This window comes from Bartonella sp. AP7XZML, assembly GCF_042195745.1.
Lineage (GTDB): Bacteria > Pseudomonadota > Alphaproteobacteria > Rhizobiales > Rhizobiaceae > Bartonella.
Genome location: NZ_JBHIOT010000128.1, coordinates 44,426 through 65,893, shown reverse-complemented (window position 1 = coordinate 65,893; position 21,468 = coordinate 44,426). Strand labels below are relative to the sequence as shown.

At 38.8% G+C, this 21,468-nt stretch carries 11 protein-coding genes and 2 pseudogenes; 1 reads left to right on the top strand and 12 read right to left on the bottom strand.

Annotated features, from left to right (window positions below):
- Positions 1-848 precede the first annotated feature (848 nt).
- Positions 849-929: pseudogene (locus ACFILT_RS09990) on the top strand (DUF4102 domain-containing protein); the annotation flags it as partial.
- A gap of 448 nt (positions 930-1,377) precedes the next feature.
- Here ACFILT_RS09990 and ACFILT_RS09985 read toward each other — a convergent pair.
- From ACFILT_RS09985 to ACFILT_RS09930, 12 genes and pseudogenes are all read right to left on the bottom strand, one after another.
- Entirely contained in the window at positions 1,378-1,956 is a 579-nt protein-coding gene (locus ACFILT_RS09985; RefSeq protein ID WP_375678485.1) for a NifU family protein, read from the bottom strand.
- 59 nt (positions 1,957-2,015) lie between these two features.
- A complete protein-coding gene (locus ACFILT_RS09980) occupies positions 2,016-2,507 on the bottom strand; it encodes a universal stress protein (protein ID WP_375612177.1) in 492 nt (163 codons plus the stop codon).
- Between the two features lie 62 nt (positions 2,508-2,569).
- Positions 2,570-3,640, bottom strand: a complete 1,071-nt coding sequence (gene trpS / locus ACFILT_RS09975) for a tryptophan--tRNA ligase (protein WP_375678484.1) — start codon at positions 3,638-3,640, stop codon at positions 2,570-2,572.
- A 60-nt stretch (positions 3,641-3,700) separates the two neighbouring features.
- Positions 3,701-5,272 (bottom strand): murein biosynthesis integral membrane protein MurJ, encoded by a 1,572-nt coding sequence (murJ, locus tag ACFILT_RS09970; RefSeq protein ID WP_375678483.1) that lies wholly within the window; start codon positions 5,270-5,272, stop codon positions 3,701-3,703.
- 789 nt (positions 5,273-6,061) lie between these two features.
- Entirely contained in the window at positions 6,062-9,301 is a 3,240-nt protein-coding gene (locus ACFILT_RS09965; protein WP_375680019.1) for a BID domain-containing T4SS effector, read from the bottom strand.
- A gap of 317 nt (positions 9,302-9,618) precedes the next feature.
- Positions 9,619-11,484, bottom strand: coding sequence for a BID domain-containing T4SS effector (locus ACFILT_RS09960; protein WP_375678481.1), 1,866 nt, complete (start codon positions 11,482-11,484; stop codon positions 9,619-9,621).
- Between the two features lie 303 nt (positions 11,485-11,787).
- On the bottom strand, positions 11,788-13,074 hold the full coding sequence (locus ACFILT_RS09955; RefSeq protein WP_375680018.1) for a BID domain-containing T4SS effector: 1,287 nt from the start codon (positions 13,072-13,074) through the stop codon (positions 11,788-11,790).
- A 354-nt stretch (positions 13,075-13,428) separates the two neighbouring features.
- Positions 13,429-14,250, bottom strand: a complete 822-nt coding sequence (locus ACFILT_RS09950) for a BID domain-containing T4SS effector (RefSeq protein ID WP_375680017.1) — start codon at positions 14,248-14,250, stop codon at positions 13,429-13,431.
- Between the two features lie 338 nt (positions 14,251-14,588).
- A complete protein-coding gene (locus ACFILT_RS09945; protein WP_375680016.1) occupies positions 14,589-15,890 on the bottom strand; it encodes a BID domain-containing T4SS effector in 1,302 nt (433 codons plus the stop codon).
- 310 nt (positions 15,891-16,200) lie between these two features.
- The gene (locus ACFILT_RS09940; protein WP_375678477.1) at positions 16,201-17,799 is read right to left on the bottom strand and encodes a BID domain-containing T4SS effector; all 1,599 of its coding nucleotides are present in this window, start codon (positions 17,797-17,799) and stop codon (positions 16,201-16,203) included.
- A gap of 1,198 nt (positions 17,800-18,997) precedes the next feature.
- Positions 18,998-19,180, bottom strand: a pseudogene (locus ACFILT_RS09935) (type IV secretory system conjugative DNA transfer family protein); the annotation flags it as partial.
- 248 nt (positions 19,181-19,428) lie between these two features.
- Positions 19,429-21,057 (bottom strand): BID domain-containing T4SS effector, encoded by a 1,629-nt coding sequence (locus tag ACFILT_RS09930; protein WP_375680015.1) that lies wholly within the window; start codon positions 21,055-21,057, stop codon positions 19,429-19,431.
- Positions 21,058-21,468 lie beyond the last annotated feature (411 nt).

Genomic DNA, 21,468 nt, shown 5'->3' with positions numbered 1-21,468 from the left:
ATTTCGTTGGTTTTCTATTTTTACATTCTTCTCTAATTGGGCATATTTTTCTCCAATGGGCTTCTTTTCTTGTTTCATAGATTACACCAATCAGATAGGAGCAATATGTTTTCCTTTATTGCAAAGCCATGTATCGCAGAGAAATAGCGACTCTTTCTTTTCTTTTAATATGGGGTTATGAGGGGACTGGATGTTGACTCATAAGCAACAATAAAAGTGTGCGTTTTATGAGAAAAACAACGCCGTAAAGTAGACAAACTTATTCCTGCTGAATTGAAAAAATATTCTCATTTTTTTTATCAGATAATTTCTCAAACAACCATAATAGATCTGGCTTCAATGTATTTATTTTTATGGGTAGTTACACCTTTTGCGTCATATTTATGGAAATGAGATTGAAAATGATAGAGGAAATTCTTGATTTTAAGAATGGAAAAAGGATGCTATGATCTTGATAAGGTCTTATTGCCATGCATTTTCCAGCTCTTAGTACTGCAACAGTCTCTTATAAAAGTGTACATAAGAGCTATTAAAAATAGTTTTTGTTATTATCCAGTTTGTGCTGTGTAAGCGGACGATTTTGATTGATGCAATAAAAACATAATTGAAATAAGAAGAATGTCAGAATTCTCATTGCAAGTTGCAAAATGTGATCTTTGTCGAGTGTCTGAAACAACATATTGATTTATAATAATAAATTAGCGTTATTCATATTGAATTAGAACCCCGAATAACGTGGGATTCTCTCATTTCAAATCTGTTCCATGTTGAATCAATTAAAATCACTTGCTTGCACACCACACGCGGGGCTGGCGTGTGGGTAAAAATGAGGAAAGAAAGGATTAAAAATGACTCTTATGAATCGTCTTAATGAAAGAGCTGTCGCATCATTAGGGGCTGGCAGATATGATGATGGTGCCGGCTTGCTACAAGAAGTATTTTGCGTGATTTGTCGTTGGAAGCACTGAGAAAGATAGAGCAAATGAGCACTCTATCTTACAATGTTTTCTTTTTTGGGTTTTCTTTTTTTTAACGAGGTCGTGTTTTCCTCGTTAAAATTGCATGACAAGATTATAAAACAAAATAAATTTAAAGTGCACACCCATGCATTGTACTTCTGTGTACGGATTGGTTTGTTGAAATAACTTATGCTTCTTAAAGGGGGCTTTGAAATCTTTTTAAGGCATATGTGGAGGTGAAAGGTGAGTGAAGGTATCATTATTGGGCAGATTTTTTTAACAGTACTCTATTTTTATGACTGCATGGCTTACTTCGAAAATTTCAGGAATAAAATGACGTAAGATTTTTGCACTCCATGTTTGAGCGCTGTTGAAGAGGGGCAATCGGTGTGGTTATTTTATCTATTGAGGTCAATATTTATTGTGGCATGGCTTCAACGCCTAAAACTTCAGGGATAAAATGACGTAAAAGGTTTTCAATACCATGTTTGAGAGTTGCCGTTGAAGAGGGACATCCAGCGCAGGAGCCCCGCATATTGAGATAAACAATACCATTTTCAAATCCGAGAAAAGTAATGTCTCCACCATCATTGGCAACTGCGGGGCGGATACGCGTTTCAAGGAGCTCTTTAATGGTTAAAACAATATCAGCATCTTTTTCGTCATAAAATTCTTCGTTAAGGGCACGGGTTTGTGCTTGTGTTGTGGCGTTGGTGGTGATCACTGGCTCATTGGATAGAAAATGTTCCATAATTGTGCCTAAAATGACGGGCTTAAGATGTTGCCATTCCCCTTCTTTTTTGCTTACGGTGATAAAATCATAACCTAAAAAGACACCATTGATATTGGGAATATTAAACAGTTTAGCCGCTAAAGGTGAGTTTTTAGCTGCTTCTTCACGGTCACGAAATTCTAATACGCCCTCAGAAAGAACCACGCGTCCTGGCAGGAATTTAAGTGTTGCAGGGTTTGGGGTGGTTTCAGTTTGAATAAACATAGATTCTCCTTTTATAATGAAGGCTTGGGAAGATCTTACATTGTAGAATATTATATTTTTTAGGCAATAGATCTAATATCTTCATCGGCAAGATTGCTAGGAATAACAATGACAGGGATTGAAAAAGCTGTTCCTTTATTCCCGATTAATTGAACAAGGGGTCCTGGTCCTTCTGTATGTCCACTGGCTGCTAAAACAATCAGTGCAATCCTTTTATCTTCGTCGATCAGTTTAGAAATCTCATCAATTTTTTTTCCTTCACGCACTACTATTTCTGTTTCAAGCGCATGGGTGGTGCGGACTTCACTGGCAATGTCTCCTAATATTTTATGAGCACTTTGCTTTGATTCTGTACGCATAACGTTGTTTACACCCAGAAAATGTTGAAATTCTACACTATCAACGACACAAAGTAATACCAATGTTCTACTGGTATTTTGGGCATGCTGTGCGGCAAACGCAACGGCACGCCGACACTCTGGTGTTTCATCGATAATAACTAAGTTTTTTTTCTTTGGTTCTTTTTTCGGATTTTGCGGTTTGGAAATCATGCACTTTCTCTATTTTGTACAAACGATTTTTTTGCTCTCTACAGTTTTTAGTTTTATTATTTTTATGTATCGTGCAAAAATCCAATAATTTCACGAATTTTTTTCATATTTTCTTCTGCGAGCATACTAGCACGTTTAGCGCCATCATGCAAAACAGAGTCGATATAACCGCTTTCTTGATGAAGGCGACGTAATTCTTCTGTTATAGGGGCAAGCTTATGGACAACAAGGTCGGCTAGAGCTGTTTTAAAATGCGAAAATTGTTGACCAGAAAATTCTAAAAGAATCTTTTCTTTGCTAACTTTGGCAAAGGCGGCATAAATACCAAGCAGGTTATCTACTTCTGGTCGTTCTTTTAAAGCGGCAAGGGTATCGGGAAGTGGAGCCGAATCCGTTTTGGCTTTGCGTATTTTTTTTGCGATAAGATCAGCGTCATCGGTCAAATTAATGCGTGAAAAATCTGAAGGATCTGATTTTGACATTTTTTTCGTCCCATCGCGCAAAGACATAACGCGTGTGGCTGTTGTTCCAATCAGTGCTTCTGGAAGAGGAAAAAAGCCTTGTCTTTTTTCTTCATCTGTTTGCATAGAGATACCAAAATTTAATTCGGCAATACGCTGTGCATAGTCGTTGTTAAATTTTTGTGCAATATCGCGTGTGAGTTCAACATGCTGTTTTTGATCTTCGCCTACTGGAACATGCGTTGCACGATAGACTAAAATATCAGCAGCCATCAAAGTGGGATAGGCAAAAAGCCCGATGGATGCTTTTTCGCGATCTTTTCCCGCTTTATCTTTAAATTGTGTCATGCGTTGAAGCCAGCCGATACGGGCAACACAATTAAAAATCCAGGCGAGTTCAGCATGTTGAAAAACACGTGATTGGTTAAAAATAATGTGTTTTTGAGGATCAATACCGGCGGCTAAAAAAGCTGCTGTCACTGTTCTGGTGGATTCGCGTAAAGTAAAGGGATCTGGGTTGACTGTGAGCGCATGCATATCCACAACACAATAGAGGCAGTGATGAGAGTTTTGCAGTTCAACCCAACGCTGAATGGCTCCAAGATAATTGCCAAGATGTAAATGACCACTCGGTTGTACGCCGGAAAAGACAAGTGGTGTGAAGGTATCCATAGGAGTGCTCTTTCTTCAATTAAGGTTATTCATTTTATTGTTTTTGACAAAGTATAGATATTATGAGCGTTTTTTCAAATTTTTAAGCGTGTGAAAAAAGGAACGGATGTTGAATAAAAAATAGGCACTAAAATAGATCAAAAATATGCCAATCATGATCCCAGCTAAGGTGATCGCGCGCAAGAAAAATGATGCTTGTGAGGATAAAGGAAAAGACAAAAAACCAAACACATTCAATCCGTAATAGAGGGCTAGTGCACTCAAAAGAGTTGCCATCATGAGACATAATATTCGCTTTATCAGTTGGAAGTCGTATTTCCAATAACCGCGTTTGATAAGGACACTCCACAGCAAAAGGGTGTTGGCCCATCCAGAGGTAATTTCAGCAATAACAATGCCTCGTGCAGATAGAATAGGAAATAATATTAAGGCGAGACTGATATTGATGAAAACGCAAATACCTGTAAAAATCATCGGTGTTTTGGTATCTTCATGGGCAAAAAAATTAGGAATAAAAACCTTAATAAGAACAAAAGCTGGAAGTCCTAGTCCATAAAGCTCCAATAATTGTGCAACATGGTGTGTTGATTGACTGGTAAATTGTCCTCGTTCAAAGAGCAAACTGACAATGGGAGTGGAGAGCAGCAAAAAAGCGATGGATGCTGGAAGTGTTAACAACAATGTTAATTCAATAGAGCGATTTTGTAAATGGTGGGTTTCTTTATGCTTTTTGCTCCGCAAAGCGCGTGTTAACTCTGGTAAAAGAACGGTTGCAACAGCAATGGCGATTACACCTAAAGGCAATTGATAAAGACGATCAGCATACATCAAAGAAGAGACAGCACCCGATTGACTAGAAGCAATGTTGGTATTAATAAGCAAATTAATTTGCGTGATGCCACCTGTGATGGCTGCTGGGAATGCTAAAGTTAATAGCTTACGAACATTAGGACTTAAATGGGGCTGGCGGAAGGAAATTTTCATTCCACTTTGACGCAAAGCAAGGGCAATTAAGGTGAGCTGAAGAAGCCCTGCTGCCAATACACCCCAAGAGAGATTTAAGCCAATATGCCAAGCGTCAAGTTTATAGATCCAAGCATAGGCAAGCACACCAATCAAAATAATGTTTAAAAAGAGTGGGGTAATGGCGGCAATAAAATAGCGTCGCAGAGCATTAAGCATGCCCCCCATCATGGCAGCAAGCGACATGCAGGTTAAATAGGGAAACATGATTGCAGTAAAGTGAATTGTAGCGTTAAATTTTGTTGCATCTTCGGTAAAACCTGGGGCAATAATGGTTCGTACCAAAAAAGGCATACTCAGTTCCATCGCAATCGTTAACAGTAAGAGCAGCGAAAAGAGAACGCCAAAGACTTCTTCTGCAAATTTGCATGCCGTTTCGTGACCTTCTTCAGTGATTTTTTTTGCAAAAAGAGGAATGAAAGCAGCGTTAAAGGCACCTTCAGCAAAAAAACGACGAAATGTGTTGGGAAAACGAAAAGCAGCGTTAAAGGCATCAGAAACAGGACCTGTCCCTAGGGCTGCGGCCATAAGCATTTCGCGTACGAAGCCAAAAATACGGCTCATGAGGGTTCCGGAAGCAACTGTTGCAATTTTTTTAATCAATGTCATAAAGATATATCAGCTTTGTTGTAAAAGAGAAGCGATGACAGGAGAAATAAAGCGTTTTAAATCGTAAAAATCTGATCTCTATCCTAATCAAGGATACTTTTTGAAAGCGTTTTACGACGGTGTTTATCTTTCTGTCAACAATGGTGCTTGAAGACTTTTTTATGCTCCTTGTTTACTGTTGCATTAAAGTTTTTATTGTTGCCATAAAATAATTAAAATTTCTTTTTCAAACTGAAATATGCGAGTGATATCATAACAGTTTGAAGGGATATGTAGGGATATATAATGATAATTTCTCTTTATGGTGTGATGTCGTGAATAGTGCAACCCAATACCGTTTTGTTTTACGTGAGGGGTGTGACCCTATTAAAAGAACGCAAATAAAATAAAAGCGTGGAGCAATGGGCAATTTCCATTATTTATTCATGATTTAAAAAAACAGCGCTTTAGATGTTTTTAAAAGTCGTAAGGCTGAGCTAAAAGGTGATGGTAAAGCTGGTGATTGGTTTTCACTTTTACGGCTTTATGTTCTCCCAAAATTTGTCTGCACTCCCGTTTTAGAGATTACATAAACAAGAGGATAGGAAGATATGATCTTTCAACAGCATTTTTGCTGTTCAGGTTTCTTTTCACAGTTGATGAGGATAAAATCTGAGGAAATAAGATAAAATTACTCTCTCATGGTTTCCATTCTCGTTGAGGTGCAATTGATTTGCCGATGAAGGCAGAGGGGGATAAAGGCTATCATTTTTACCAGAGGGGGCAAAAAAGTTAAAGTTTATAAACCTTTTAGATATTCATTGCCATTACTTTTGTGTGCTCCGTTTTGTGAGGTTGAATATTTTCTTGTCTTTTGGGACTCTGATTGACGATTTCTGTCATTTTTTGCACTTTAATTGCTTCTTTATCAAGGGTGTTGGAACATTTTTTTTCATTATTTTTCTTTATAGATTGATGCTGGATAGATTGATACTGGTTTGGTGCTAAGCGCTCATCGAATTTATGGTTATAAAAATACATGGGTTGTATATGCGGTTCTATCTCTTTTATCTGCTTGACTATTTCCATAATCTCTTTTGCTTTGATGGTTGATGTGCCAAGACTCTCCGCAAGTCTTTCAGGATTATTTTCTTTTATAACTTCATGCTCGTTTGAAGATAAGCGCTCATTGATTTTTTTGATATAAGTCCTTATCTCCCCCCTTAATTCAGGAGAGTTTGATAACATTTCTTGCTGTTGTGCTTTTGACAAGGAAAGGAGATTTTTCATCCAAGCCTTAGGCATTTCTACCGACTGTTCACACCGCCTTTGTTTTACATGATGGGTATGGAGAATGTCTCTTTCTGTTTGTTTAGAAATATTGATATAACGATCAATGGCTCTACAGAGGGGCAAAATATTTTCTTCTGCATGGGCGCGCGCGTTGTTTTTTATGCCAAATACATTGCTACCAGAAAGCTTAGAAATCGATTGGGGAGAGGTGGTAATTTGATAGGTGAGTTGTTCTCCTTCAGTATGATTTTCATGGATCATCTCAATTTTTTCCCGCAAAATATGACGATTGCCATAAATGATTTGGCACAAAGTTTCTATTTCTTTTCTTCTTGCTTGAATGGATGCGTTGTTTTTTATCCTTGTGGCAATTTCATTGTTGGTAAGGGGGACTATTGTTTGTGCGGGGATAAGCACTTCTTGCTGGTTTTGAATTTTTGGTGCTGTAAAGGAGAGGGCGTCACCGATTTTTAATGTCTGTATTTGCTCTGGGGTGAGATCTTTTTTATTTCCCAAGATGAAAATTCCGTTAGCATCAAGCATAAAGCCATTGGGTCCACTGCCTCTGTAAAAGCCTTTATAGGTATGACCTTCTTTTGCTGTGATAATAAGATGATGATGAATACTCTCAAGCCCGATATGTTTCATACTGTCCATGAATTCTTTTAAAATAAGTATTTTTTCTGGATTTGAGATATCTTCAAGCAGATGCTTCATCTCTTCTTTATCGTTATGTTTTAGCGATGCAATGCTGGCAAGATTCATACGTTTTTCTGTTACAAGAGAAGAGTCGAGTGTGTGGCCAGCAACTTGCCCAAGTTTTTCAAAAAACGTCCGTTGCGTGCGTCCATTGCCTTCTCTGAAAGGATGTGTATAGTTGAGCTGTATCAACATTTCAGTGACATATTCAACAAATGTTTCGCGGGTTAAGCCTTTTAAACTATTCGTTTCAGCAAGTATTTTATCTAAATTTTCTAGTCTCTCTTGTATCTGTTTTGCTGAGGCAAAAGAAATCCCAGCTTTTTTCATCATTGGCATATAAGCAACGGTACCATCTTCAAATGTAAATGGTTTTTCGCGTGTTTGACCGGCCCATTCAAAAGTATTTTTAAATAGGGTGTGATGAATATATTGGAGATATGTGGAAGTTAGTTTTTGCGGTGGCGCTTCTTGGCGTAGATGAATGATTGCTTTTGTTGTATCATGGGCACATTGCACTTTTAATTTTTTATAGTCTTTTATTCCATATTTATTTTTTAAGGTGATACTATTAGGGCAAAAGAAATTACGGTACATTGTCTTATTTTCTTCGGTTTCAGGCGGTGATGATAATTTCTCCTGTAAGGTGAGAGGGACGGTGTCCGTTTTTTTTGTACCAGTGTCCCAGTATACCATTGCTTTTTTTTGGGGCTGTTTCATTCTTTCTTGATGATCAGAGCGTTTTTCCTTTGTCATTTGGACAGATATTGGATTATTTGTCGCTGTATTGCTGGTCTGTAAAATGTTTTTTTGGAAATCTTTTTGCATTTGCCTCATAGAGGAAGCCGATTGAGCAATTGGTTTGGTCATTTGTTCTTGTTCTTGCAAACTTTTGGGCATAGCTTCAACGCTGTCATGTAAAACATGAGAGGCAATCCATGGTGAAAAATAGGATTTTCCCTTTTTCTTTGTTTGAATGGATGCGTTGTCTTTGCTCTTTTCAGTTATTTCATCGTTTTTAAGAGTGGCTCTTTTTTCTTCTTTTTCTTCTGGAAGCAATGTTTTTTGCTGGGTTTTTTCTGGGTTTTGAATTTTTGGTGCTGTAAAGGAGAGGGCGTCACCGATTTTTAATGTCTGTATTTGCTCTGGGGTGAGATCTTTTTTATTTCCCAAGATGAAAATGCCGTTGGCATCAAGCATGAAGCCATTGGGTCCACTGCCTCTATAGGTACCATGATAGGTTTCTCCTTCTTTTGCAACGACAGCGAGATAATAATTTTTTTCATCCAATCCAAGCTCTCTCATAGAGTTGGTGAATTCTCGTAAGAGGAGCAATTTTTCTGGATTTGAGATATCCTCAAGCAGATGCTTCATAGGCTCTGGGTTACCATGTTCCATGGCAGCGGCGCGGACAAAGTCTTTACGTTTTTTGCTCACAAGAGAAAAGTCTAGCTCATGTCCTGCTGCTTGAGAGAGTTTTTCAACAAACAGTCTCTTTGTGCGCCTATTGCCCTCTCTGAAAGGATGCAAGTGGTGCAAATCTATCATTATACCAGCTGCTTGTTCAACGAATTCTTCGCGCGTTAGGCCTTGTAAATTATTCTTTTCAGCAAGCGTTTTATCTAACTTTTCTAGTCCCTCCTGTATTTTTCTGCCAATCGCAAAAGGTTTTGTAAATTCTTTTCTTTTCAAAATGGGCATAGAAGCAACAGAGCCATCTTCAAATGTAAAAGGCTCTAGGCGTGTTTGTCCGGCCCATTCAAATGTACGGGAAAAGAGGCGTTGATGAAGGTATTTTAGATAAGAGGCATTAAACTGCTCTGGTAGAGGTTCTTGGTGCAGTTTTATCATTTCTTTTTTTACATCATTAGAACAGCATTCTTTTAATATTTCTTTATCTTTGATGCGGTATTTATTTTTAAGCACTTTGCTATTGGGGTAGAAAAAATTTTGCGCTTCTTCATTGATTTGCTTTGAAATGGCTGCATTAATTACAGAGTGTTGTTCTTGCAATTCTTCCTGTGTAAAGGAGGCACAATGTTCTGTGTTTTCTTTCATGCATATTTCCTTTCAAATGGTAACATTATTTTTTGAAATCTTCTTTGTTTACATTTTTTGCCTTATGTTATTTTCATAGCGTTTTCTTCAAAGAAGAATGCCTATTTGAATGATTGAAAAAATTGACCTTATTCGCATGGAACAAAGTTAAAGTTTATAATTTTGAAGTATTATCGTGAAATTTTATCAATGAATTCTGTAAAATAATGGGGTGTCTTATTCAAAGTTTTCTGTATTTCACACACCGTCTTTGATGCAATCTTGGCAAGATAATTGCACCAAAGTTTTGGATAAAAAGCCAACAATTAGGAGATTTATCACGATAAAGCCATTGCTTTTGATGTTTCGGCTCTGCGCGTTCGAACCTGCTGTTGGTCTTCTTGTCTAGAAGTTGCTGCAACTTCTAGATGCCGCTTTGCTGTTGAGCGTTCAGGCAGCTTCAGGGGCTGCGATAAGCTTTGCTGCTTTTGTAATTTTTTATCGAAATCGGTAGGCGGTTGATAACGTTTTTGTTGTTCTGCCTGATGGTTTTGCACAATGGTTTCTTTTAACTGTTTTACAGTTTCAGCATACTCCTTAATGACGGTACAAAGAGTAGGAAGATGTTCTTCAGCGGCTTTGCGTGCTCCATTTTTTATGCCAAGGACTTGCTTACCAGCAAGTGGAGCAACAGATGCAGAATCCTTTTCAATTTGAAATACAAGCTCTTCTCCCATCTCCGGAATTTTTTGCATATCTTCTATTCTATATTGCAAAATAAATGGATCCTTATAAACAATTTGGCACCAATATTGGATCTCTCTTTGACCATATTGAACCGATGGATCTTTTTGAACTCTGCGGGCAATTTCCTCATTTGAGAGAGGCTTTATTTTCTTTTCTGAATTGAGCGGATTTTGTAAATGTTGATTTGTTAGCTCTTCCTCTTGTGTTTGTCGCTGATGTTGTTGTTCCGTGTGAGAACCTTGTAAAATATTTTCACTTTTTGTATATTTTGAAGTATACACATAACCGTTAATGGCAGCACATAGGGTGGGAAGAGTTTCTTCAGCTTTTCTGCGCGCATGGTTTTTTATGCCAAGAACTTTTCTACCAGCAAGCTTAGAAATAGACTTAGGCCGTTCTGTAACATCCCATAAGAGCTGTTCTCCCATATCGGGGTTTTCTTTGATTGCTTCTATTCTTTCATTTAAAATAAGTCGGTCGCCATAAACCTTTTCGCTCAAAAATCGTATTTCTTCTTGATATGCTACGAGCAATAGCTCTCTTTCCATTGTATTAATAGATGGTTTTTGTTCGTGAGACGGTTTTGGTTGTTCAATTGCTGTGTGTGGAGAGGAAGTTTTTGGGACGACAGTATCGCTTTGTTTTCTGTTTTCCATACGGTGCGGTTTTCTTGAAGGCGGTACGGCATATGTTCCACTGTCTTGTGATGATGAACTGCTTTGCTGCCTGACTTTCATATGTGATAGTGTTTTGGGTCTAACACTTGGTTCGTGTGTTTCAGGATTTTGGATTTTTGTGCCATTTTGTACTCTTTCTCTCATGCGTGGGGGAAGGGGCGGAGCCACTTTTGTCTGTAGAGAAGGGGATTCTTGAGCAGTTGGTTTGTTTTGTTCTCTATCTTTTGCACGCGGTGGTCTTTGTGGGGCCATTTTTATGCGCGTGGAGGGGGACTCTTGAACTGTTGGTCTATGTTGTTGCCTCTCTTTTGCACGTGGAGGTCTTTGTGGAGCTGTTTTTGTGTGCGGAGAGGAGTTTTCTTGGATTTTTGAGTTGGAGATTGTTGTGCCGGTTTGTGTTTTTTCTCTCATGCGTGGAGGAGGGGGTGGAGCCACTTTTGTCTGTAGGAAGGGGGACTCTTGAACTGTCGGTTTATGTTGTTGTCTCTCTTTTACACGCGGAGGTTTTGGCGGAACTGCTTTTTTTTGTGGGGGAGGTGTCTCTTGGTTTTTGGCGTTAGGAAGCATTGTGCTGGTTTGAGTGTTTGCTCTCATGCGGGGGGGTGGCGGTGGCGCAACCTTTGGGTGGGGGGATAAATTTTCTGGGCGTTTTTCTACAGTTGCTTTTGGCAAACTTTGAGAAACTTGGGAAGGAGGGGTTCTGGTGGGGGATTGTTCAGCCTGTTGTTGAAATTTTTCCATCATTTCGGTGATAAAAGGGGAGGGATTTCTTTTTTTCATGCATGTTCCTTTCAAACTCTTCCAATATTGTTTTTAAATACTATTTAAAAACGTACGTTGGTTTTTATTCTGTTTTATGCTTTTTCATTTGCTTTTATGAGAGAGGATATGAAACTGAATGGTTTCGCACGATTTGACTCTCTTGGCTCAGATCATAATCATTCTCTAAAGATTGTTTTCTCAGTGTTTGGGTTAAGGGACGGAAAAATAAATTTTGTTTCAATTTTCTCTCTTTCTTGGCGCAAACACCTCTTTCCTGTGTTACGCCAAGACGTTAGATTCAACGTGAAAACTTATGTCTGTTTAACTGGCAAAAGCCATCGCTTTTGGGGCGGCAGTTTTGCGAGGACGAATATCTGTTTCTCTTTGTTGAGTAGAGATTGTTGCTCCTTCATGCGTTACTGTTGAAGGCTCAGGGCGTTGAGCAGACTGTGAGACGCTTTGTTGTTGATGCAAGTTTTGCGCTCTGTCAGAAGATGCTTCATTGTGTTCTTGTTTTGCCTGCTGAGTTTTTGAAAGGCTCTCTCTTACTTGTGTTACAGCTGTTGCATAATTGTCAGCGGCGTCAATGAGGTGAGAAAGACCCGCTTCAGCATGTCTGCGTGCTTTATTTTTAAAGCCACAAAAGTTACGACCAGTGTATTTGTTAAAAGACTGAGGATTTCCGGCAAGTTGCTGTGCCAGCTGTTCTATTGTTTCAGGGTTTTGGAAAAGCTCTTCTGTTTGTGATTGCAAAATGTTTGCGTTACCAAAAACAACAGTGCACCAATATTTGATTTGGGCATGGTGTCTTCTGACTTTTGAATGTTGGTGAATTTTGGTAGAAATTTCTGTCTCTGAAAGCGTTTCTTTTTCGCGTTGATCTGGTTTTTGCAGAAGTTTAGCGACGGCTTCCTTCCCCATGAAGCGTTCATAGTTTTTGAGTTCTTGCTCTGGAGATTGTAAGAGGCTCTCTCTTGCCTGTTTTACAGCTTCTGTATAACAATCAACGGTGACACATAGGGCGGAATAACTCTCTTCCGCGTGTCTACGTACTCGACTTTTGAAGCCCAGCGCGCTGGTGCCGGAAAGTTTAGCAAAACTTTCAGGATATGCTGCCATGCGCCATGAGAGCTCCTCTCCTGCAGCGGGACTTCTTTGAATTTCCTGCATTTTTTCTTGCAAAATGTTTGGGTTACCATAGGCACTTGCGGATAAATGTTGGATTTCTTCTTGATAGGTTCGAACCAATGAATGGTGTGGAAGCAATAGAATGATCTCTTCCTCTGAGAGAACTCTTGTTGCCCTTTGTAATGCTGCTTGTGAAGGAATTGTTGCGTGTGTCGTTTCAGCTTCTTGCGGTCTTTTGGTAGAGCCGCCTCTTGTTAACGAAGCTGTTCGATTTGTTGATGCATATACAGTTTCTTCGCTTAAAAGAGATTGTCTTTCCTCATCTTCTTCCGGTATGGATGACAGTCTTTTGCTTTTTGAAGGCGTTTCTTTAGGAAGGGGGGCTGCAGCGCCTGAGACCTCTGCCGCCGCTTGTTCATAGAGCTTTATAAGTTCTTGTATTGAAGAGGATGGAAAAGGATGAGGGTGTTTTTTTTTCATGCATGTTTCCTTTCAAAAATTGTTTTAGAAAACCTCTTTGGTGCATTCTTGCCTTTTATGCTTGGATCGCTTTGAGACAAAAGAAATATCGAGCTGAATGAGCTTCCAAAGATCTGCGCTATTTGCAATCAGCTTAATGGACATTTGTGTCTTTTATACAGTTTTTTTGTGAAATATTATCAATAAGTTATCAATATTTATCGTGAATTACAGGCGTCATTTTTAGGACTATTTTTTGTAACATTCTAAAACAATTCTTGGCGTAATCGCGATGAAACGATTTGCGCCAAGAAGCTCACTGAAAAAAAGATTAAATGAAAAACAAAAACTATCTGTTTTTATGTTTACGCCCCTTTACATGGCATAAGCCATTCCTTTTTCTCCGTGTCTTTGTCGTTGTGGACTGTGTTCTGGACTATTTTGTTCTTGTCCTCTTTCGTGATGACGATGATGATGATGGTGATGATGGCGTCTTTGTTCCGCTAGAGGGGTTTGCAATAGCTGTTCTTTTGCGTTTTCTACAGCTTTCGTATAACCATCAACGGCACCAACGAGCAATCTAAAACCATCTTCAGCTGCTCTTCGTGCTTGGCTTTTTATGCCAAGTGTTTGGTGGCCCGCAAGCTTATGTATAGACTCAGGATTTTCAGCAAGTTGATTTGAAAGGTCTTTTCCTTTACGGGGATCTGTAAGTATGTCTTGCAAGTGTTTCTGAAAAATATTGTCCTTTCCATAGACAGTTGCACCCCAATGTATGACCTCTTCTCCATATGCTTTAACATGTGGATCTTTTAAAAGTATGACAGTTATTTGCTCCGTTGTGAGGGAAGATGGAGATCTTCCTCTTTGGTGCGGAGCAACCGTTGTATAGTCGGTTTCAGAACTTTCTCTTCCCCGATCAGGATGTCTCCCTCTTGAAAGAGGAGAAACGCTGCTCACTGATGCGTATAGAACTTCCTTTTCACGTTTTGGGGGAGCAACCGTTGCATAGTCGGTTTCAGGACTTTCTCTTCCCCGATCAGGATGTCTCCCTTTGGAAGGAGAAATACTGCTAACGGATGCGTATAGAACGTCTTCTTCTGGGGTTGGTCCGCGCTGGTTTCCTCTGTTTGGTTTATTAACTGTTGCATAGAGGGCTTCTGGATTTGCAGAAGGATGTGAATGATGTTTTTTCATACATATTTCCTTTCAATATTTTTAGAAAACCTCTTTGGTGCATTCCCCACTTTTAGTTTTGATAACTTTTATATAAGGAAGATATCCAACCGAATGACCTCCAAAGATTTCGCGCTATTCGGGAATAGTGTAACGGACCTTTGTGTCTTTTATACAGTTTTTTTATGAAATTTTATCAATAAGTTATGATAAATTATAGGATTCTTTTTTAGAACTATTTTTTGTAATATTTTAAAACAACTCTTGGCGCAATCCCGATGAAACGATTTGCGCCAAGAAACTCACTGAAAAAAATTACATGAAAAACAAAAACTATCTGTTTTTACGTTTATGTCCACTTACATGGCAAAAGCCATTCCTTTTTCTCCATGTCTTTGTTGTTGTGGGCTGTGCTCTGGACTATTGTGTTCTCGTCCTCTTGCGTGATGATGGTGGTGATGTCTGTGTTCTGGGTCTCTTTCTGGATTTTCGTGTCTTTGACCTCTTTCTCTTTCATGCTCCCGTGTAAACTGTTTATGGAGCTTTTGTGTCTTATGTATATGTCTCTCAAGAGCTGAGCAAAGGGGAGAAAAACTCTCTTCAGCTTCTCTGCGGCTTGGAGACTTTACACCAAGTATTTTGTGACCTGCAAGTTTAGCTACACTCTCAGGATTTTCTGCAAGGCTCCATAAGATTTGCTCTGCATTTTGAGGGTCGTCAAGAATCTTAGCCAGTTGTTGATTCAAAGCATGTTCGTTACCATAAACAACTCTGCACCATTCTTGAGTTTCTCTTACACCATATTGAAAGTCTACGTTTTTTAAAAGCTTTGTTGTAACTACATCTTTTGGGGTTCTTGGAGGGGAGATTCTACTTCCGCCAACGCCTTGATAGATGGGATTTTCTAGTTGTTGGGATTCTTGCCCGCCGTCAGCTCCCATGCCAACCGTTGTATAGACAGATTCGAGAGGTCTTTGGGGAGAGTGCTCACCACGTTCACTAAAGTCAAGCTCTGCATAGAGATGTTCTGGTTCATGGGGATGTCGTCCACCCTGCGCACCTCCACCAACTGTGTCGTAGGGTGTTTGCCAACCTTGCGCCGCCAGATCCGTTATTGAATAGGGGGTTACGAGTTTGTCGGTGCGTCGCCCATCACTTGGTCTTTCACCAAGTCTGTCATAGGGATTTCCTAGTGGCTTTTGGGGAGCATAGGCCGTTTCTGATGGTTGTTGAAGTGTATATTGAGGTGAGGTGCGCTGTTCTTTGGGTGGCTTATTAACCCTTGCGTAGAGGTCTTCTACATTAGAAGCTCCTAGATTTTGTTGTTCAAGCGGCTTTTGGGGAGCATAGATCGTTTCTGGTGGTTGTTGAAGTGTATATTGTTGTGAGTTGCGCTGTTCTTTGGGTGGTTTGTTAACCTTTGCGTAGAGGTCTTCTACATTAAAAGCTCCTAGATTTTGTTGTTCAAGCGGCTTTTGGGGAGCATAGATCGTTTCTGGTGGTTGTTGAAGTGTATATTGTTGTGAGTTGCGCTGTTCTTTGGGTGGTTTGTTAACCTTTGCGTAGAGGTCTCCTATATTAGAAGCTCCTAGATTTTGTTGTTCAAATTGTCGTCTTAGTTCCTCTACATTGGTAGAAGGAGTTGGGTGACTTTTTTTCATGGCTGTTTCCTTTCAATATTTTTAGAAAACCTCTTTGGCGCATTCCCCACTTTTTTGATATTTTTTAGGACAAAAGAAGAATATCAAACTGAATGGTCTCCAAAGACTTCGCGCTATTCATATTGATATGTAATGGACATTTATGTCTTTTATACAGTTTTTTTATGAAATATTATCAATAAGTTATAGTAGATTACAGGATTCATTTTTAGGACTATCTTTTGTAACATTTTAAAACAATTGGTGGGCGTAATGGAGATAAAATGATTGGTATAAAGAGTTTTGTTGGAAGGCAAAAGTTCACGCGTTTTTAGCCGGTAAGAGCCAGCGATGAGGAACGACTAACTTTCAAGCTGCGAGCTTGGCATTGTGCTTCTTGGGTGTTCTTTACAGTATTCGCAATTTCTTTTGCTTTGCTTTCCGATGTCCCAAGGAGGCAAGCTAGTCTGGTATAATCTTTTTCTTGTATGGCTTTACGATCTTCTGAGGATAGACGATTGTGTAGTTGTCGTGAAAAGGTATGGAGTTCTTGTCGCAGTGAACGAGAATGGAATAAAGCTTCCCTTTGTTGTTCTTCTGGTAAGGCAAAAAGGTTTTGTAAATTTTTTCCAGGTTTTTCGACAGTGTGGTTCAGGCGATTTTGTTCTCTTTGGTGTTGCTCTAGAATTGCATCTTTTGTTTGTTGTGTTATTGCGCCATAATTTTTAAGGGCTTGGCTGAGTTGTGGAACAGCCTGTTCGGCTTGTCTGCGATTTGAACTTTTCATGCCAAGTATTTTACTCCCAGAAAATTGAGAAATTGATTGAGGGTTTTGTAAAGTTTCATCGGCAAACTGGTTTCCTAAGTTTGGAGCTGCCGTTATGATATCTAATGTTGTCTTTAAGGCGTGGGTTTTACCATAAACAGTCTTTGATAAATTTTCGATTTCTTTTCGGCTCCCTTCAACATAAGCGTCATTTGAAATCCTTTCAAATAACTCTTCATGGGTAAGAGGGGCTAAAGTTTCTTTTGGGATCAGTGTTTCTTTTAAGCTTTGAACGTTGGTTTTTTGAAAGCAGAGGCGGGCACCGTTTTGTAATGTTTTGACGAGTTCTGGGGTGAGATCATCTTTGTGTCCGACGACGAAAGCCCCTTCTACTTCCATGACAAAACCTTCTGCTGAAAAACCTCTAAAGACGCCTTCATAGGTTACATCTTCCTTTGCTGCAACAACAACACGATCGTTAATTTCATCCAGTCCAGCGTTTCTCATTTGGGAGATGAATTCTTTTAAAACAAGGGATTTTTGTGGATGGGTGATATCTTCAAAAAGATCTTTCATCGGTTGGGAATTGCCATATTGCATGGCTTCAATACAAGCTGTTGTCATGCGTCCTTTTGTGATGAAAGAAAAGTCAATGGTATGTCCTGCGGCTTGTCCAAGTTTTTCCATAAACATTCGATTTACGCGCCCATTGCCTTTTCTAAAAGGATGTGCGTGCTCTAGCACCATAAAAACATCAGCGGCACTTTCAGCAAATTCTTGGCGCGATAAACCTTTTAAATTGTTCTTTTCATTAAGTGTTTTTTCGAGTTGTGTGAGTTCTTTTTTAATCTGTGGACCGATAGCAAAAGGAACTTCATAACCTTTGGGACGCATCGCCGGCATATGGGCAGTGGTGCCGTCTTCAAATGTAAAGGATGTATCGCGGGTGTGGCCCGCCCATTCAAAAGTTTTGTAGAAGAGGCTCCAGTGGATTAGTTTTAGATAGGAAGCATCAAATTTTCGTGGGGGTGGTTCATGGCGAAAATTGACGGCTGCTTTAGTGACGTCATGGGTACTGCGTTGATACAGTTTTTTAGGGTCTTTGATGCCATATTTATTTTTGAGTGTTTTGGTTCCTTTATATAGATAATTTTGCTCTAACATGTAATCTCTCCTAAGTAGGTAAGGTGGTGGTTGATGAGCGTCTTAAACGCTGCATGTGAAAAATTCCCCTTCGCGTATTCTTTTGAGATTTTGGTTGTTATGAGAGGGAGCACTTTTCCCTCCAGTGTATGGGATGTATCAATCGTTTTGTGATGCTTTTGAAAAGCTTTTCTGATGTTTCCTTTGTTTATTATCTTGTACTGTAAAATGCTGGTATTTAGGACGCTGATATGAATCCCATAAGTAGTCAGAAAATGGATTTTCTATAAATTGACTCTGGGTAAAATCTTCGTTCTTTGAGGTGTAAGGAAGAGGTCAAAAAGAAAAATGTTGCTTAAAATTGTTTTTTTCCTTTAACAAAGTTGTTTGCAAGAGCGCTTTGATGAGGAGCGTGGATATAGCGGGTGTAATCGCTCTTGGTTAGCGGATGGTGCTGGTACTTTTCATACACAGCTCTCAGATTGGTGAATCTATGGGCAAAAGCAGTCATCAAAAATTTTTCTCCATTATGTTTTTCTTATTGTTCCATATGAATATCTTGCCATACGAACATCTCTTTTGTGTATTTTTGCAACAAAATGTTTTTTATTTTTGTATTGTTGCTCTTATTATATTGCGCTGCTTTAAGATCCATAAGAGAGGAAACCCTTTCTTTGGTTGGGGAGAAAAGCCTTTTTCAGCGCTTTATCATTAAAATAGAACACTTTATGATATCGTAAAGGGGGAAAAGCTTGTATAAGAATGATTTATTCATTTTGATGTATATCTTAAATATTTTTTGGGAAAAATCGATGTTCTTGAGTGTAGGTGTTTTGAGAGTTGTTGTCTCAAAGATCAACCGTTTTTTTTCTTAAGTCTTGATATTGGTGATTAGCGTTGTGAAATGTTTTTGCTTGTTTGTAGGGGATAAATTATAAACAAAAAGCTTTGGAGGAATGTATTTGCAGGACGTTCTCAAGTGGAAATGTTGGTTTGATTATAGGTGATTTGAGGGGGGGGTGGACTTTCTTGTAAAGACGATGGGTACTGGTAAAACGATACACAAAATACAAAAAGGAAAAAACACGGATTTTTTATCATGTTTTCCTTATGTGTGAAGAAGCGGTCAAAAACTTTTTGTTAACGGGTTTTTAAAAAATAGAAATGTATGTTGTTTTTGTGGTTGGTCTTTTCATAGTCAAGATCTCATAATAAGAAGTTAGTTTTTCTTTTGTGGAGCAAAGCGGTTTTTTGCAGCTGCGGCTAACATTTCTTTCCTTCTGAAATAGATGGCGCAACCACATCGCGAAGGGGAGCCTTGCATCAGAATAATTTGTTCATCTTGACGCATTTCTCGAATAACTTCGTGGGGTAAAATGAGTGCTCTTTTTAAAATATTCATATAACCACGAAAATCGACTCCATCTAAGACAAATAAAATAGGCTTTTGTAGCTTTCGGCGGTAGTAATCATGACGTTTAAAAGGAATTAACAATTATCCTGTCCAATTGCTTTGGATATGGTGTATATGCTATGTGCAAAATTGGTGGTAGGGCGCTTAAGTAGTCTGTTTTTTGCATGTATGATAAGAATATTAAAATATCTCTTTCACATAGGTGTTTAAATCAAAAAAACAAAGTTTCATATTTTTTAGTTGGCCATAGCAAGTGTATTTGAACGATTTTGTGTGCGTGTGTAGAATTGGCTATGAGTGTTCCTTGCTTTTTGAACAATGTCGGTAATTTCTCGTGCTTTCTGTTCTGATATACCAATACTTTGTGCAAGTGTTTCATAATCTTTGTTTGTGATCGCACTACATTCGTTTGATGAGAGACGGTGTTCTAAACTGTTTATAAAAGTACGGAGCTCTTGGTGTAATTGAGGAGATTGAGACAAGATTTCTCTTTGTTTTTCCGGTGATAAAGCAAAAATAATTTGCAAGTTTTGACTGGGATTCTCTACCGCTTTTCCAAGGCGTTCTTGTTTAATTTTATGGTCTCGAGTGACTATATTATAGGTAGCTTCTACAGTATACACATAATTCTCAATTGCAAGAGAGAGCACATCAAGATAATTTCGAGCGTGTACACGTGCCGGATTTTGTAGACCGCATATACTAAAACCTGCAAGAGGAGAAACAGAGTGCGGTGCCTGTTTAATCTGATTAGCAAACTGTCTGCCTAATTCTGGATTTTTAATAATCTCTTCTATCTGTTCGTTTAATACGTTTGCGTCACCATAAACAGTTTTTGCGTAAGCTCGGACTTGCTTTTGAGCTTTGAGAACGTAACTATCTAGCGCAACTGTTTTGGCACATTCACTTTTTGTGAGAGGCGCTAATGTTTCTTTTGGAATAAGCGTGTTTTCAAGCTCTTTGCTGTTGGGGGTGGTAAAGGTAATGATATCACCAGGTTTTAGTGTTTTTAATCGTTCTGGTGTGAGATCATCTTTGCTACCAATGATGTAAGTTCCTTGCACATCGAGTATAAAACCCTCTGAATAACAACCTTTATAAGTTCCTATATAGGTTTCTCCTGCCTTTGTTGCTATAACAAGGCGATCATCCACGTTGCGTCCCGTATTGTTTATGTGGTCCATAAATTCTTTTAAAAGACGTATTTTGGGGGGATTGGAGATATCCTCAAAAAGATCTTTCAACAGTTGTGTATTGCTATATTGCATTGCTTCGCTACAGGCAGCCATCATACGTTTTTGTGTGACAAGCGAAAAGTCAAGCTGATGTCCTGCAGCTTTGGCAAGATTTTCAAAAAAGACTTGTTCTGTGTGCTCATTGCCATCTATGAATGGGTGGATTTTGTGAAGAGAATAAAATAGACTCGTTGCTTCCTTGACAAATTCTTCGCGTGTTAAGCCTTGCAAATTGTCTTTTTCGGCAAGCGTTTGATCTAATTTTTGTAAGAGTTCAGGGATTTCTTCACCGGTTGCAAAATTATTGCCCCATTCCATTCTTTTCATTTCTGGCATGGCGGCAATGCTATCGTCTGTAAATGCGAAGGGGATATGGCGCAGATGTCCAGCCCATACAAAGGTATTTTTAAACAATTGTTGGTGGATATGGCATAGATAAGTTGAATTAAAATATTCTGGCAGGGGTTCTGCACGCAGATTGATCATGGCTTTTTGCCTATCATGTGAGCATTTTTCCAGAAAGCGTTTTAAATCTGTTTCTCCATATCTATTTTTGAGAATTTGGGTACCAAGATAGATATAATTATGGGGTGAGGGAATTCCTTTTGTTTTTTCTTTTGCTTTGGGCATTGTTACATTCCTTATAATGTTACATTGTCTATGAGAGTGTGTTAAACTTTTTGTTTGAAAATCCCCCACGCATATTGTTTTGAGATGTTGAGACTTGGGTGAGGAAAAAATCCCTCAAATTCGTAGGTGTTTTTGAGTGTATCAATCTTTATCTTGGCACTTTTTTCTTTTACTGAGAGAGAATGGTTCATTTGGGTTGTTTTCATGCATATTGTCTTTTAATTTTTTTGTAGAAAAATTTTCCTATAAAAGCGGTGCCTTCAAAAGTTTCCTGATAGGATTCTCAAGGCATAGATATGATTGGTATTTATTATTTGGAGATGAGGAGAGTGCTTTATAAAGAAAATTGGCATTGGTAAGCACAGGCATAATACCATCATTTAAAGACTTTTCCCCATATTTTTCTTGTTG